Source organism: Mariniflexile litorale (assembly GCF_031128465.2).
Lineage (GTDB): Bacteria > Bacteroidota > Bacteroidia > Flavobacteriales > Flavobacteriaceae > Mariniflexile > Mariniflexile litorale.
Window position 1 is genome coordinate 4214788 of sequence record NZ_CP155618.1, and the last position, 16124, is coordinate 4230911.

Annotated in this window: 13 protein-coding genes; 4 read left to right on the forward strand and 9 right to left on the reverse strand. The window is 31.7% G+C overall.

What is annotated here, in order from left to right:
* Positions 1–10: 10 nt before the first annotated feature.
* A complete protein-coding gene (locus tag QLS71_RS17865; RefSeq protein WP_308993561.1) occupies positions 11–619 on the reverse strand; it encodes a TetR/AcrR family transcriptional regulator in 609 nt (202 codons plus the stop codon).
* Positions 620–857: 238 nt separating this feature from the next.
* On the opposite strand from QLS71_RS17865, the gene QLS71_RS17870 reads away from it, so the two are divergent.
* Positions 858–2033, forward strand: a complete 1176-nt coding sequence (locus QLS71_RS17870; protein ID WP_308993562.1) for a hypothetical protein — start codon at positions 858–860, stop codon at positions 2031–2033.
* An 83-nt stretch (positions 2034–2116) separates the two neighbouring features.
* Here QLS71_RS17870 and QLS71_RS17875 read toward each other — a convergent pair whose 3' ends face one another.
* Genes QLS71_RS17875 through QLS71_RS17890 form a run of 4 tightly spaced genes read right to left on the reverse strand, consistent with a single transcriptional unit; the run spans position 2117 to position 7575 of the window.
* Positions 2117–3574 carry an oligosaccharide flippase family protein gene (locus tag QLS71_RS17875; protein ID WP_308993563.1) on the reverse strand — a complete coding sequence of 486 codons (1458 nt, stop codon included), beginning with the start codon at positions 3572–3574 and terminating at the stop codon, positions 2117–2119.
* Positions 3575–4852, reverse strand: a complete 1278-nt coding sequence (locus QLS71_RS17880) for a glycosyl transferase family 1 (protein ID WP_308993564.1) — start codon at positions 4850–4852, stop codon at positions 3575–3577.
* Complete coding sequence (locus QLS71_RS17885) at positions 4845–7268, reverse strand: YfhO family protein (protein WP_308993565.1); 2424 nt, start codon at positions 7266–7268, stop codon at positions 4845–4847. The genes QLS71_RS17880 and QLS71_RS17885 overlap by 8 nt, the downstream gene beginning before the upstream one ends.
* A 31-nt stretch (positions 7269–7299) precedes the next feature.
* On the reverse strand, positions 7300–7575 hold the full coding sequence (locus QLS71_RS17890) for a DUF4834 family protein (RefSeq protein ID WP_308993566.1): 276 nt from the start codon (positions 7573–7575) through the stop codon (positions 7300–7302).
* A 155-nt stretch (positions 7576–7730) separates the two neighbouring features.
* Here QLS71_RS17890 and QLS71_RS17895 point away from each other — a divergent pair, with 155 nt between their 5' ends.
* Together QLS71_RS17895 and QLS71_RS17900 are read left to right on the forward strand one after the other, a co-directional pair.
* Positions 7731–8753 (forward strand): transporter, encoded by a 1023-nt coding sequence (locus QLS71_RS17895; RefSeq protein ID WP_308993567.1) that lies wholly within the window; start codon positions 7731–7733, stop codon positions 8751–8753.
* A gap of 20 nt (positions 8754–8773) precedes the next feature.
* Positions 8774–9892 (forward strand): GTP cyclohydrolase, encoded by a 1119-nt coding sequence (locus tag QLS71_RS17900; protein WP_308993568.1) that lies wholly within the window; start codon positions 8774–8776, stop codon positions 9890–9892.
* Between the two features lie 58 nt (positions 9893–9950).
* On the opposite strand, the gene QLS71_RS17905 is transcribed toward QLS71_RS17900, so the two are convergent.
* The 3 genes from QLS71_RS17905 to QLS71_RS17915 all read right to left on the reverse strand — a co-directional run bounded on the left by QLS71_RS17905 (position 9951) and on the right by QLS71_RS17915 (position 14657).
* Entirely contained in the window at positions 9951–11210 is a 1260-nt protein-coding gene (locus tag QLS71_RS17905; RefSeq protein ID WP_308993569.1) for an aminotransferase class I/II-fold pyridoxal phosphate-dependent enzyme, read from the reverse strand.
* A 256-nt stretch (positions 11211–11466) separates the two neighbouring features.
* Positions 11467–12507, reverse strand: a complete 1041-nt coding sequence (locus tag QLS71_RS17910; protein WP_308993570.1) for a cysteine synthase family protein — start codon at positions 12505–12507, stop codon at positions 11467–11469.
* An 83-nt stretch (positions 12508–12590) separates the two neighbouring features.
* Positions 12591–14657, reverse strand: coding sequence for a S9 family peptidase (locus tag QLS71_RS17915; RefSeq protein WP_308993571.1), 2067 nt, complete (start codon positions 14655–14657; stop codon positions 12591–12593).
* 73 nt (positions 14658–14730) lie between these two features.
* Here QLS71_RS17915 and QLS71_RS17920 point away from each other — a divergent pair, with 73 nt between their 5' ends.
* Positions 14731–15054: a YbaB/EbfC family nucleoid-associated protein gene (locus QLS71_RS17920; RefSeq protein WP_308993572.1), complete on the forward strand. Its 324-nt coding sequence runs from the start codon at positions 14731–14733 to the stop codon at positions 15052–15054.
* A gap of 39 nt (positions 15055–15093) precedes the next feature.
* Here the strand turns inward: QLS71_RS17920 and QLS71_RS17925 are convergent, their stop codons facing one another.
* Complete coding sequence (locus QLS71_RS17925) at positions 15094–16110, reverse strand: GntG family PLP-dependent aldolase (protein WP_308993573.1); 1017 nt, start codon at positions 16108–16110, stop codon at positions 15094–15096.
* Positions 16111–16124: the final 14 nt, after the last annotated feature.

Below are 16124 nucleotides of genomic sequence, written 5' to 3' on the forward strand. Positions count from 1 at the left end.
TTTTAGAGAATTATTTAATGCTTTTTAAGTGTTTTAAGTAAAGTGATAGCCCCGAAATGTATTCATCAAGAATCAAATCGTTATTATATAATTTTCTTATGCCACGAATACCTTCAAATGCACTAATTAAATATACGGCCACTGCGTGACTAGAAATACTTTTATTAATTGAGTTTTCCTTTTGTCCCCTTTCAATCAATTCTACTAATGCCAATTTCCATTGCTCTATAATATTTTTTAAAGCGGTTTGATAGGCTGCTTCAAAATCACCGATTTCATTAATAAAGTTGTTTATGGGGCATCCATGTTGTTTATCAAATAATGGGAGCGACTTTAAACGGTCTAAAAAAGTGTTTTCTAATATTTTAAATGCATCTCCATCACTACTTAAAGGTTTTATCATGGCTTGATAAACTCTTTTTTGCAATTTTATACCAATAACTTCCAAACCTAATTCCTTTTTACTTTTATAATGATGGTAAAAAGCGCCTTTGGTAAGTTTAGTGGCTGTCATTATTTTATCAATGCTCGTTGTTTTAAACCCATGTTCATAAAACAACTTAAAAGACTCTTCAATAATGATTTGTTTTGTAAGTTCAGACTTTAACTCTTGTTGCATGCTGTAAAGATATTTAAAAAAGATACCGACCCGAATGTTTTATGTTTTATTTAACCTCTTATCTGGTAGATTAACAAATATTTTTTAATGATTTATATATTTATAAACGTTAAAAACTCTAAACCTCATATTCGATTTTTATTTTATCTGACTGATTTTAAACCCATTAAACATCACCTCGCATTTTTGGCACGTTGTTTGTAATTATCTAAACGTATCACAATTAATACTCACAATTATGAAAAAACTTATCCTTTTATTAGCTGGTATCATCCTTACAGGGTTTACCGTTAGTGCAGCCACAAATATTACTGACAATACAAATACTATTAATAACAGAGGTTATGGTAACTCTTTCATTTTTATTGAAGATGGTATAGAATTTTCAGTATTTCCCGACGGCCAATTTGATTTTAATATTTTACGTGGTAATTCTAATTTAAATGTCTCTATTGGGTCTCCACATGTTAATATCAGTTTTAACTCGGGTTATGATTATAATGCCTATGTGCAGTACGATGAATATGGTGCTATTATCCAAGTAGAAAACACACCTATTTATTACGACTATTATGGGCGTGTTACACAAGTAGGTAATGTAAATATCAATTACAATAACCGTGGGTATGTTACCCGTGTAGGTGGCTTATATGTGCATTACAACAATTATAATGTGTTTTCGCACTATACAGGTTATATAAACGTATATAACAGACAGTATGTGTATAGACCTTGGCACCGTTATTATAGTATTCCTGCACGCAATTATTGTGTAGTTTACAACAGACCATATAGACAACATTACAATCCTGTACGTTATACTTACTCAAGACCATTTTATAATAATTACAGACCTAAAACTGCTGTATATAGCAGACGTGGAGAATCTATTTCTAGAAACAGAGATTATGCTACTGTAAATAGAAGTTCTAGAAATGTTACTCAAGTAAACAGAAAAGCAACTTCTAGATATCAAGCTTCTAACAACAACAATTCTAGACGTTCTGATAATAATAGAAGTTCTCAAACAGTAAATAGAATTGATAATAGGTCAGATAACAATAGAGTGTCTCGAAGTAATAATTATCAAAATAATGATACTAAAAGAACAAAAGAAAACGTTAATAGAACAGTAATACAAAATAAGACAAGAACGAATGAAGTAAAACGTACAAGACAAAATACAGTTGTTCAAAAACCAAACAACACTAATACTCGTACATATACTAAAAGTAATACAAATACAAGAAGTACACCGAAAGTGGCGCAACGTACTACACAAAGTAAACCAAGAGCAACAGTTCAAAGAACTGTAACAAGGTCTACACAAAGTAAACCAGTAGCGTCGCAATCAAGAAGTAATTCTGGTAATAACAATACAAGATCGGAAGCTCCATCAAGAAGACGATCATAACAATTTTGGTTGGTTAGTTTGGAAATCCCTACGATAAGTTTGCCTCAAAGCAACATCGTTGGGATTTCTGTTTTATAACCTTTCTATTTAATTCTTAAATACTTTTTGATGACTCCCGAAATATCTTCAGAAACATTTAGTTTCAAAATGACCAATATATATATAACTGTTGCTAATAACGATTTCAAAGCAATATTTAAAATTGGATGAAAAGGAAATTCCCAAAAGTAAAAGATCAATACACTTAATACAATCAATAATAAAACTTTGGCAGTATCAGTATTAAATGGCATCATATTAAACTTGATTTTCACAAAATAAATTTTAATAGAATTATATACCAAAACTGCTAAGAACGTAGCAAATGCCGAACCATTAATTCCAAACATGGGTATAAATAATATATTTAGAAATACCGTCAAAACAGTTAGTATTACACCAAAAAGCAATACCACTCTGTAATAGTCACTATTAAACAATACTACATTATTACACCCCATTAAACAATCGTATAATTTAGCGATACTTACTAAAAAAACAACAACAAGTCCACCACTAAATTCTTCAGGAATTAAAAGATATAAGGTGTTTATATTTATTATGATGATAAGAAATATAAATCCACCAATAATAAATAAGGTTTGAGAACTTCTTATGTACAAATCTTTAAGAGCTACTTTATTTTTATCATTTAAATATTGTGCCGTTAACGGTTGAAGAATTTGCTGCATAGAGCGTGATGGTACTACTATAACCGTAGCAATATAAATAGCCACTCCATAATATGCAACCTCTTGAATAGGAATATACATACCTAACATAAAAGAATCTATATCTAAAATTATGGTAGCAATAGAACCTGCTATAATAATTAATGAAGCATATTTTAAAATAGCACTCAATCCTTCAATTCTATAAAACTTAATTACTGGAAATTTTATAGTAAAGGCGTACAATTTCATGATAATCATTCTAATAATATAAACCCAAACAACACCAATAACAAACTGCTCTACATCCAGCCATTTAAAATAGACAGCAAACAACAAAAGCATCACACCTACTCTGTGAAATACTTCTTTCATGAAGTTCCCAAAAACAGTTTGCATTTGTACTTTAGACCAAGCAAAAAACACCTCAAAATAAGCCATAGCTACAGCCGACACAAAAATATACCACACATAATCTTTAACAATCTCGTTTTTTTGCGATATCAATTCTCCAATAGCTTCATAAGTAAAACAACCTATTAACCCAATAGGGATAATCATTGCTAATGGTAAAAACAGCATAAGTGTTAAAAAGCTGTTTAATGATCTTTTTGTTCTAAACGAAGAATAAAACTTTATAATCGTATTATGGGCTCCAAAAGCCATTAAAGGCATCACAATATTAGCAGTACTCAATATAAAGGCCACCAAACCGTAATACACATCAGAAATAAAATAGGTGTATAAAAACAAGGTATTAAGGGCTCCAATTCCAAAACCCAAATAGGTGGAAATGGTATTTTTAAACGATTGTGATGTTACAATGCCCATTTATAGTAATTTCGATAATACTTCGGTTAGCGATTTTCGGCTGTATTTTTGCAAGCCTATGGGATGTACTTGCAGTGAATTATTTTTATATGCTTTATGATGCTCTAAGATAGTTGATTTCAACAAATCATAATCACCATAATTGAAATAGTTCCCCGTATTGGTTTCTTTAATGATTTTTTTAACGTCTGATTCTTTTGGACCTAATGCAATGATAGGTCTATAGGAAACCATGTACTCAAATAATTTCCCTGGAATGATACATTTCGTATCGTCTGAATCTATTTCAATTAACAATAAAATTTGTGATTTTTTTTGAAACACAATAGCTTCTTTATGTGAAACATAACCTATGTTATTTACATAATTACCTAAATCATATTTTTCAATAGAATGAAGTACATCATCACTCACAAAACCTGTAAAGTTTAGTTGAAAGTCTTTTGAAAAGGATATGTTTTCTGAAATTAAATCACTTAAAACACGCCATAAAACTTCTGGATTTCGTTTTGATAATAACGATCCAATATGTGCTAATGTGAATTTTGAATCCATTTCAAATCCCACAACCGATTCATTATCATAACCATTGGTAATAACTTCGATAGGTTGATTGGTTATTTGCTGAAACTCCTTTTTTGTTGTGAAACTCGTAACAATTATTTGATTTGCAGTCGTTAAAACTTGTTTTTCAAGTGTTTTATGTTTTGCTTTTGAAGATGCCGTTAATCTTAATTGTTTGTGATACCCGATGGTTGTCCAAGGATCTCTAAAATCTGCAATCCACTTCACTCCTAGCTGTTCTTTTAACTGCAAACCAATTAAATGTAAACTATGTGGCGGTCCTGTAGTGATAATAGTTCCAATATTTTCTTTTGAAATATATTCTAAAAGAAATGCTACCGAAGGTTTTACCCAACCTTTACGCGCATCAGGTATAAAAAAATTTCCTCTTACAAATAGTAATACTTTCTCAATAAAACTTTGAGTGGTATTTTCGGAAATAATTCCTTTACTTATAGTTTTTGATGTTTTTTTTGAAAATAATCCAGCCAATTTGTAAGGTTCATTAATAGGCTGCTTTAAAATTGTAAGTTTATCTGAAACCTCTGATTTCAAACTGTCATCTATTAAAGGATAATTTGGGTTTTCTGGAATATAAATAATAGGTTCGATATCAAAATCTGGCAAATACTTTACAAACTTTAACCAACGCTGCACTCCAGGACCACCTGCAGGCGGCCAATAATAAGTTATTATGAGTGCTTTTTTACGCACTTTCCTTTTTCATTTTAAACTCGTAGAATAAACCACCAAGCAATAACAAGCCCAACAAAATAGAACTTGCTAATGCAATACGACTGCCAGTTTTTACCACATCTGGGTCGAACTTAAATTCAATAGTGTGTTTTCCTGCTGGTATTTCCATACCCCGCAACGTGTAATTTACACGCATATGCGTTGTTTCTTTACCATCAATAAAGGTTTTCCAACCGTTACCATAATAAATTTCAGAAAAGACAGCAAATCCTCTGTTTATATTATCCGAGTGATATTTTAAATTATTTGGTTTATACGACACCAATTTTATAGTAGCTAAAGAATCAACCTTGTAATTATTTTCTAATTTTTTATAAATTTCAGAATTATAAACCGCTTTGTTTTTATTATCTAAGCTATCGAGTGTTTTTATTTCTTCATTTGCTGAAGTAACAGGTATTAGCTCTTTTATAAACCATGCATGTCCGTTAGCTTCATCATTTTCATAAGGAAATAAATTCCCTTCTTTATCTTGCGCTATAAGATACTTAGTATTCAGCATACTAAGCACGTTGATATTATTTTTTTCTACATAAAAATCGAATAACTCACTGTAACGTTTTAATTCCGCAGCATTATAACCATTAAGCGAATTATGAAAATAAGATGGTTTTGCTGCACCTCCAACCAAATCGAATACACGGTAATAACTGGTGTCTTTTAAAATGTGATTATCAACCTCTGTAGCTTCAAAGGGCTTGTTAACTTGAATAGCCGATACAAAGTCATCATTATTTACATAGCGTCTATCTACTCCAACCAAATCAAATAAAATAAGAGCACCAAATGCTACAATAACCCATTTTTCTTTGAGTTTATTTTTTAAATACATATAAATAGCACCCGCCGAAAGTAATACCAAGATTAAAGTTCTAATGGTATCATTTGTGAAAATAGTTTTTCTATCCATTTTTAAAGCGTCCACAAATGCTTGTCCATAATTCTGACGATAGTAACCATCATTCACGCCTACAAAATCAAATAAAGATAATTTAAATAACAAGAAAACAAGTGCCAAACCACCCGTAATTATTGCTGAATACTTTAAAGCTTTTTCTTTTTCTTCTTTCTTTTCAAATGCATTAAATAATTTTACCAAGCCAAAAATTGCCAATACGGGAATACACAATTCTAAAATAACTTGTATGGAAGTAACTGCTCTAAATTTATTGTACATAGGTACATAATCAATAAAGAAATCGGTTAAAAAACTTAAATTTTTTCCATAGGATAATAATAATGCCATAATAGACCCGCCAACGAGCCACCATTTTAAACGTCCTTTAACTAAAAATAATGCAAAAACAAATAAGAAGAGTACCACCGCACCAATATAAGCTGGTGCTTCTACAATAGGTTGATCTCCCCAATACATAGGTGCACGTTTTGCTTCTTGCGCTGCTTGTGTTGTAGTAGCTCCTAGTTTTCTAAAAGCTTCATAAGTAGCAGAATCTTTACCAACATCTTCACCGTTACCGCCTCCCATAAATCGAGGGATGAACAGATTAAATGTTTCCGCGAAACCATAACTAAATTGTGTAATATAATCTCTATCTAACCCAGAACTAACTTCTTTTGGCGAACCATCTGGATTAATTGTTAATTCACTTTTTCCACGAGTACTTTCTTTAACATACTCCTGAGTTGCCAATACGTTAGTTGCGTTTAATGCAATGGATAAAATAACGGCAACTAATAAAATACCAACGGTTTTAAAGAAATGAGGCAATTCTTTCTTTTTATAAGCGTCAATTAAATAAGCAACACCTAAAACAAGTACTAATAGCATTAAGTAATAAGTCATTTGAAAATGGTTTGCCACCATTTCTAGCCCCATTGCTACAGTTGTAAGCAAGAAACCTGCGACATAACGCTTTTGAAAAGTCAATAAAATACCGCTTAGAACTAATGGCATGTAGGCTATGGCATGTGCTTTACTGTTATGACCTACACCTAAAATTATGATTAAATAGGTTGAAAAACCAAATGCAAGTGCACCAATGGTTGCTAATTTAAAATCGACTTTCAATACCAATAATAACACATAAAAACCTAATAAATATAGGAACAAATAATCGGCAGGTCGTGGTAAAAAACGAAGCGTTAAATCTAATTTTTTAATATAATTATGTGGATATTTTGCACCTAATTGATAGGTTGGCATACCCGCAAAGGCACTATTTGTCCAATAAGTTTCTTCGCCAGTTTCTGCTTTAAAATCTTTTTGCTGCTTACTCATGCCAATATATTGCATGATATCGCTTTGAAAAATTTGCTTTCCTTGTAAAACTGGATTAAAATAGGCTAATGAAATAATAACAAACCCTAGAATGACTAGAATGTGCGGAAGAAGCTTTTTTATTGAAAACTGCATGAAAATATATTAAAAAAGAATGGATGTGAATTTAGTCAATTTCTTCGTAATCCACATATTCACCAACATCTTTATTTGAAGTTTTTGTGTTTGGTATTTTATCAATGGTTACTTCACCTTTCTTTTTTGGCTGTGGTTGTTGAGGTCCTTGTTGAAATTGTCCCCCAAACTTTTGTTCCGCTTTTTTAGCTATATATTTAAGTAATAAAGGCGCAAACAGTCTTGATAGAACCTTCAACCCATAATAAATAAGGATAATAATTAAAATTGTTCTAATAAAACCGGTTACAGATGCTTGTTGTAACATAAAAAATAATTTTTAACAAAAATACAATTCTATCTGCTGAAAAAACGTTCAAAAATGATAAAAAAAGTATAAAATATCTATATTTGAAAAGCCTTAAACTAGTATTTTTTAAGCATCAGTAAATAAAATAATTTACGATAACTAAAAACACCCTTATGAATCTAATCAAATCTACCCTATTTTTTCTAGTAAGTTTAATAACCACACAAGCCTTTTCACAATATACCGATGTTATAAATTCCAATCGACCTGGCGTATCTAGAAGTGCTTTTTCTGTTGGTACCAATGTTGTCCAGTTTGAAGTTGGTCCTTATATGGTAAAAGAAGAAAGAACCCCTGCTGCCAGTTATGAAGTTGATGGCTTCGGTGTCGATTTTGCAGTTCGTTATGGCTTATTATGGGAAGAATTAGAACTGAATATTGAAGGCACTTTCCAGAGTGACACCAAAACCAATACCTCTACTATTTTATCAGAAGACAAGCGTTCTAATTTTAAATTTTTAACTGTTGGCGCAAAGTATTTAGTGTACGATCCCTATAAAAATTCAGAAAACGAAAAACCAAATTTATACAGCTGGAAAGCAAACCATCGTTTTAAGTGGCGTTCTTTAATTCCTGCTGTATCTATTTATGCTGGTGCTAATTATGACATAGAAAACAATCCTTATACGGCTTCTAATATTGAAGGGTTTAGTCCTAAAATTATGATTGCAACACAACATAACTTTTCAGGTGGCTGGGTATTTGTTATGAATTTAATTAAAGATAGAATCGGAACAGAACAATCTGATTTTCAATATATATTAACCTTAACCCATTCACTTAATCCTAAATGGGTCATATTTGGTGAAACCCAAGGTATAAAAAGTGATTTTTATGCCGACAACTTATTGAGGTTAGGTGGTGGTTATTTATGGAGCAAAAATTTTCAATTAGATACAGCCGTAACTTTCAATACAAAAAATACGCCGTCTGTATTTGGTGTTAATTTAGGCATGTCTTACCGTTTAGATTTTCATAAGGATAAAGAAAAAGAGAAAGAGAAAAAAACAGACAATGGTACTTCAGCCAAAGATGAAGCTGAAAGACAATCTAGAAAAAATAAATCCAAGGGAACGACTGATGTTATAGAAGATTATAATAAAAAACAAAAAAGAAAAGAACAAGATTTTAATTAAAAAATTTACGCCACTTATAAATGATTTCAATAAAAGAAGTAAACACCAAAAGTGATTTAAAAGCTTTTGTAAAATTCCCTTTCAAACTATATAAAAACTCAAAATACTGGGTACCTCCTATTATTAGTGAAGAAATAAAAACTTTCAACAAAGAAGAAAACCCGGTATTTAATGATGCTGAAGCTAGATTGTTTTTAGCTTATAAAAACAATGAGATTGTAGGTCGGGTTGCCGCCATTATTAATTGGTTGGAAGTTAAGGACCAAACACTAAAAAAAATGCGGTTTGGCTGGTTTGACTTTATTGATGATTTAGAAGTTTCCCAAGCGTTATTTAATCAAGTTGAAAGCATCGGGAAATCGCATGGTTTAAAATACACTGAAGGACCTGTTGGATTTTCAAATTTAGATAAGGTTGGTGTTATGACCGAAGGGTTTGAAACCATCTCTACTATGATTACCTGGTACAATCATCCATATTACATAAAACATTATGAGCACGCAGGATATGCTGTTGAAAAATCATATTCCGAAAGTAAATTTCCTTTTAAAAATGTAAAACCTGAATTCTTTTTAAAGGCACAAGAACTTATAAAGAAACGCTATCAACTTAAAGCGTTGAAATTTACAAAAACTGAAGAGGTTATGCCTTATGCAGATAAAATGTTCGACTTATTTAATGAAAGTTATGCGTCACTAGCTTCTTTTGTAGCTATTACAGACATTCAAAAAGAATATTTCAAAAAGAAATTCATCAGTTTTGTAAATCCAGAATACATTAAGTTTGTAGTCGATAAAGAAGATAAACTTGTTGGTTTTGCTATTGTAATGCCTGCTTTTGCCAAAGCTTTACAAAAAATGAATGGAAAACTTTTCCCTTTTGGATTTCGACATATTTTGCATGCGAAAAAACACAGTAAAGATGTTATTTTTTATTTAATAGGAATTCATCCCGATTACCAAAACAAAGGGGTACACGCTGTTATTTTTAATGAATATTATAATACGTTTACCGAAAAAGGAATTGAAACCTGCTTTAGAACTCCTGAGTTAGAAGATAATTATGCCATACATCAAATATGGAAACATTTTGATCCTGTGGTTTATAAACGTCGAAAAACATTTAGAAAAGATTTATAACTAAAAAAGAGCTTCAAATTGAAGCTCTTTTTTATATAATAAAATATATGTAAACTTATTATTCGCCCATAGCTGCTACTACTGAGGCAGATAAACGTTGGTAAGTCCCATTTTCCAAACGTGCTCGAATAGCATCAAAAGCATCTAAAGTAATTTGAATATCTTCTAATACATGGGTTGCGGTTGGTATTAATCTTAATAAAATTAATCCTTTAGGTATTACCGGGTAAACCACTATAGAACAAAATACGCCGAAATTCTCACGTAAATCTTTTACTAAGGCCATGGCTTCAGGAATACTTCCTTTTAAATATACAGGCGTTACACAACTTTGCGTTGTTCCAATATCAAAACCTCTTTCTTTAAGTCCAGATTGTAACGCATTGGTATTTTCCCAAAGTTTATTTTTTAGTTCTGGCATGGTTTTAAGCATTTCTAAACGCTTTCTTGCACCAACCACTAATTGCATTTGTAACGATTTAGCAAACATTTGAGAACGTAAATTATACTTAAGATAATCTATAATCTCTTTATCCGCAGCTATAAAAGCTCCAGTACCTGCCATAGATTTTGCAAACGTAGCAAAATAAACATCTATATCATCTTGAACACCTTGCTCTTCACCTGTACCTGCACCTGTTTCACCTTGTGTACCAAAACCGTGAGCATCATCTACTAAAAACCTGAAATTATATTTCTTTTTAAGCGCAGCAATTTCTTTAAGCCTTCCTTGTTCTCCACGCATACCAAAAACACCTTCAGTGATAACTAAAATACCTCCTCCAGTTTGTTCAGCCATTTTAGTAGCTCGATCAAGATTCTTTTCTAAACTTACAATATCATTATGTTTGTAAGTAAAACGCTTACCCATATGAAGACGTACACCATCAATAATACAAGCATGTGCATCTACGTCATATACAATAATATCATCTTTAGACACTAAAGCATCAATGGTAGATACCATCCCTTGATATCCAAAATTCAATAAATAGGCAGCTTCCTTTTCAACAAACTCAGCTAACTCTTTTTGAAGTGTTTCATGAAGATCTGTGTGACCAGACATCATTCGAGCTCCCATAGGATATGCAGAGCCATAAGCTAGTCCTGCTTCTCCATCTACCTTACGTACTTCAGGATGATTTGCTAATCCTAAATAATCATTTATACTCCAAGTAATAACGTCTTTTCCTTGAAATTTCATTCTGTTTGATATCTGTCCTTCTAATTTAGGAAATACAAAATACCCTTCAGCTTGAGACGCCCATTTTCCTAACGGACCTTTGTCTTTATAAATCTTCTCGAATAAATCTTTCATTTATTTTAAATCAAATTGCTATTAAAATTAAGAATCAACTATTAACTTGAAGTGGCTTATTAAAAATTAAAAACACCTTGCTAAGTGTTTCATTATATTTATTAAGCTTTTTTAGTTCTTAGTTAGTTCGTGCAAAATTAAATATTTATATTCTTTGTACATAATTTTTTGTGTTCAATTATTTATAAAATAAAAAAAGAGATAACTTTTTGCTACTAAAACAAATGCTACCTCCTTTATTATGTACTTATTAACACTATTTTATATATTCTATGTTTTTCACTGTGGCTTCATTTATACTATCAAAGAAACCTTGCTCTTGCATCCATTTATCACTATAAACTTTACTCATGTAACGTGAACCATGGTCTGGAAAAATTACCACTACATTATCATCTTTTTTAAACATACCTTGTTCTCCTAATTGCTTAAGTGCCTGAGTCGCAGCACCCGACGTATACCCTACAAAAAGACCTTCGGTTCTTGCTAATTCTCTTGCTGTATGAGCACTTTCTTCATCTGTTACTTTTACAAATTCATCAATAATATCAAAATCCGTAGCTCCAGGAATTAAATTTTTTCCCAAACCTTCAATCCTATAAGGATAAATTTCTTTTTCATCGAACTCTTTTGTTTCGTGATATTTTTTAAGTACCGAACCAAATGCATCGACTCCAATAACTTTTATATTTGGGTTTTGTTCTTTTAAATATTTTGCTGTTCCAGAAATGGTACCACCTGTACCACTACAAGCTACAAGGTGTGTAATTTTACCTTCAGTTTGTTTCCAAATTTCTGGACCCGTAGATTTATAATGTGCATCAATATTAAGTTGGTTAAAATATTGATTGATATACACAGAACCTTTCATTTCACTATGCAATCTTTTAGCAACTTCATAATAAGACCTAGGATCATCTGCACTCACATGCGCGGGACATACATAAACTTTAGCTCCCATGGTTTTTAGCATATCAATCTTATCTGCTGAAGATTTTGAACTCACTGCTAAAACACAATCATATCCTTTGATAATGCTTACCATAGCAATACTAAAACCTGTATTGCCAGAAGTAGTTTCTATGATGGTAGATCCAGGGGTTAAAATACCCTTTCGTTCTGCTTCTTCAATAATATAAGTTGCTATTCTATCCTTTGAAGATTGTCCTGGATTAAAAGATTCTACTTTTGCGTAAAATTGACCTTTGAATTTTGAAGCTACTTTATTAAGTTTAATAAGCGGTGTATTGCCTACTAAGTCTAATACATTATCAAAAACTTGATTTCTGTGTTTCATAAATACCTTTTAGGAAAGTTACTATATTTTTACTAAAAATATTTGTAACTTAAAACCTGACAAAAGTAAAACTTTTTTTTTTATTAACCATGAATTCCTTCTAAATCTAATAAAAAGGCATATTCTAAAGCAACTTCTTTTAAGCTTTCAAAACGCCCTGATGCCCCACCATGACCAGCATCCATATCAGTATAAAGCAATAATTTATTAGTATCAATTTTTAATTCTCTTAATTTAGCTACCCATTTTGCAGGTTCCCAATATTGTACTTGAGAATCATGCAATCCTGTTGTAACCAATATATTAGGATATTTTTTTGAATCTACGTTATCGTAAGGTGAATATAATTTCATATAATTATAATACTCCAATTTGTTAGGATTTCCCCATTCATCATACTCTCCTGTTGTTAAAGGAATAGTATCATCCAACATTGTTGTTACCACATCTACAAACGGGACAGCAGCAAGAACTCCATGATATAATTCTGGATTCATGTTAATAACAGCTCCCATAAGTAACCCACCAGCAGATCCGCCATAAGCATATAAATGTTTAGCTGAAGTATAATTTTGTTCTATTAAATACTTTGAGCAATCAATAAAATCATAAAATGTGTTTAGTTTATTTAATAGCTTTCCATTTTCATACCAATCTCTACCTAAATACTCACCACCACGAATGTGTGCTATGACGTAAATAAACCCACGATCGAGCAAGCTTAGTCGTACTGAAGAAAAAGAAGGATCGATTGTTGAACCGTAAGAGCCGTAAGCGTATTGCAACAACGGACTTGTACCATCTAAAGCTATGCCTTTTTTATAAACCAATGACATAGGTACTTTTACCCCGTCACGTGCGGTTGCCCATATACGTTTCGATTCGTAATTTTCTTTTTTAAATGTGCCGCCTAAAACTTCCTGCTCTTTTTTAACTTCACTCGTTTTAGTTTTAAAATTATAATCGATAACTGAACTTGGTGAGGTTAATGAATTGTATGCATATCGTAGTACCTCACTATCAAAATCAGGATTGTTACCCATATATGCTGTGTAGGTTTCACTTTCAAAAGGCAGAAAATAATCTTCATTTCCATCCCAACTGATGATCCGTAATTTATTAAGTCCGTTTTCGCGTTCGTTAAGAACCAAATAGTCTTTAAAAATTTCAATATCCTCTAAAAGCACTTCTTTTCTGTGCGGAATTACATCCTCCCAATAGGCTTTTTCTGTATGAAGTTCACTGGTTTTAAGTAATTTAAAATTGGTAGCACCATCACAATTTGAAATGATATAAAAACTATCCATATAATGTGCAATGCTGTATTCAAAATCGCGTTGTCGCTTTTGAAATACTTTAAATTCACCATCGGGTGTATCGGCATTTACATAACGGTACTCTGATGAGACTGTACTTGACGAACCAATAATTAAATATTTTTTTGATTTTGTTTTATAGACAAACGTGTTAAACGTTTCATCCGCTTCATGAAAAACCTCTACGTCTTCTATGCTCTCTGTATTTAATTTATGTTTAAAAACTTTATCCGAACGCAAAGTGACTTCATTTTTTCTGCAATAAAACAAAGTTTTGTTATCATTTGCCCAAGTAGAACTGCTTGTACTATTCAAAATTTTGTCTGAATAGATTTCTCCTGTAACTAAATTTTTAATTTGAATGGTGTACTGCCTTCTTCCAACAATATCTGTTGAAAAACTTACCAACTTGTTATCAGGACTAATAGAGATGCTCCCTAAATTAAAAAAAGCAAAACCTTTTGCCATCTCGTTACAATCGAACAGTATTTCATCTGGAGCTTCTAAAGACTCTTTTTTACGAAGATATATGGGATAATCTTGCCCTTTTTCGTAACGCGTAATATACCAATAGCCGTTTAACTTGTAAGGCACCGAAGCATCATCTTCCTTAATTCTTCCTTTCATTTCTTCAAACAAATCCTTTTGAAACGCTTCAGTATGCTTCATAACCTCTTTAGTGTAGGTGTTTTCAGCATTTAAATAATTAATCACTTCTGGATTTTCTCTATCATTCAACCAATAATAATTATCAATACGAACATCATCATGAATTTTGAGTTCTTTTGGTTGCTTACTTGCTTGAGGTGTTTGAATTATTTCTGGTAAAGACATATTTATTCCTAAATTTAGGGCGCAAAAATAGAAAAATTAAATAGCTTTGTGTTCATTTAAAAATTATAAAATTATGTTTGGAGATATGATGAATATGATGGGTAAACTGAAAGAAACCCAAAAAAAGGTAGAAGAAACTAAAAAACGTTTAGATACCGTTTTAATTGACGAAAAAAGTAGCGACAATAAAATTCAAGTTTCTTTAACAGCCAATAGAACCATTAAATCTATTGATATTGATGAAAGTTTGCTTGAAGATAAAGAACAACTTGAAGATTATTTAATTCTTACTTTGAATAAAGCCATTGAAAAAGCCACAAGTATAAACGAAGCTGAACTTGCTGCAGTTGCTAAAGAAGGTATGCCGAATATTCCGGGATTGGATATGTTTAAATAGATTAATTAGATAGTCAGATTTTTAGACTCATTGGCTATATTACAGAGTTTGTAAAACCTTAATTAACTTATCATGCATGGTAATAGTATAATCTAAATGAGTTACAATACGTAGTTTATTAGTTCCCATACTTATAATATGTATGTTTTTGTTTGTTAGCTGTTGAATGAATTCTTTTTCATTCACATCATTATTTAGTTCGAAAATTACAATATTGGTTTCAATAGGTTCTACAATTTTTATAAAGGCTAACTTAGCCAACACCTCGCCTATTTCTTTGGCTTTTTTATGGTCGTCTACCAATCTATGTATATTATGATCTAAGGCATAGAGTCCTGCGGCGGCTAAAAACCCAGCTTGTCGCATATTACCACCAAACACTTTTCTAATTCTAAGAGCGTTTTTCATAATGGCTTCATCACCTACTAAAACAGAACCTACAGGACATCCCAAACCTTTACTTAAACACACCGAAATGGTATCGAATACTTCACCATATTGCTCAGTGGTTTGTTTCTTTTCAACCAAAGCATTCCATAAACGAGCGCCATCTAAATGATATCCTAAATTGTTTTCATCGCAAACCTTTCTAATTTTTAAAATTTCATTAAAATCCCAACAAGAACCTCCGCCTCTATTGGCTGTATTTTCAATCTCAACCAATCGCGTCGAACTGTAATAATAAGCATCCGGATTTATCGCATCTATTACTTGTTCTGCAGTAAACATGCCGCGATTACCATCTATCAACTTACAAGACACCCCACTATTAAAAGATGCTCCACCAGATTCATAATTATATATATGGGCGTATTTATCACAAATAATTTGATCTCCTGGACTTGTATGAAGTTTTAATGCGGTTTGGTTTGCCATAGTACCGCTAGGAAAAAACAACGCACTTGATTTACCAAACATCTTTGCAATGCGTGTTTCTAATTGGTTTACTGTTTCATCTTCTCTAAATACATCGTCACCCACTTTGGCCTGCATCATGGTTTCCAACATGGCTTTTGATGGTTTTGTAACGGTATCGCTTCTTAGGTCTATAGTCATATCAAAAAATATAG

Coding starts and splice junctions, on each gene's coding strand:
- QLS71_RS17890 (WP_308993566.1), bottom strand. CDS start 7,575: ATGTTACAACAAGCATCTGTAACCGGTTTTATTAGAACAATTTTAATT.
- QLS71_RS17900 (WP_308993568.1), top strand. CDS start 8,774: ATGATTTCAATAAAAGAAGTAAACACCAAAAGTGATTTAAAAGCTTTT.
- QLS71_RS17885 (WP_308993565.1), bottom strand. CDS start 7,268: ATGCAGTTTTCAATAAAAAAGCTTCTTCCGCACATTCTAGTCATTCTA.
- QLS71_RS17910 (WP_308993570.1), bottom strand. CDS start 12,507: ATGAAACACAGAAATCAAGTTTTTGATAATGTATTAGACTTAGTAGGC.
- QLS71_RS17895 (WP_308993567.1), top strand. CDS start 7,731: ATGAATCTAATCAAATCTACCCTATTTTTTCTAGTAAGTTTAATAACC.
- QLS71_RS17870 (WP_308993562.1), top strand. CDS start 858: ATGAAAAAACTTATCCTTTTATTAGCTGGTATCATCCTTACAGGGTTT.
- QLS71_RS17905 (WP_308993569.1), bottom strand. CDS start 11,210: ATGAAAGATTTATTCGAGAAGATTTATAAAGACAAAGGTCCGTTAGGA.
- QLS71_RS17865 (WP_308993561.1), bottom strand. CDS start 619: ATGCAACAAGAGTTAAAGTCTGAACTTACAAAACAAATCATTATTGAA.
- QLS71_RS17920 (WP_308993572.1), top strand. CDS start 14,731: ATGTTTGGAGATATGATGAATATGATGGGTAAACTGAAAGAAACCCAA.
- QLS71_RS17915 (WP_308993571.1), bottom strand. CDS start 14,657: ATGTCTTTACCAGAAATAATTCAAACACCTCAAGCAAGTAAGCAACCA.
- QLS71_RS17875 (WP_308993563.1), bottom strand. CDS start 3,574: ATGGGCATTGTAACATCACAATCGTTTAAAAATACCATTTCCACCTAT.
- QLS71_RS17925 (WP_308993573.1), bottom strand. CDS start 16,110: ATGACTATAGACCTAAGAAGCGATACCGTTACAAAACCATCAAAAGCC.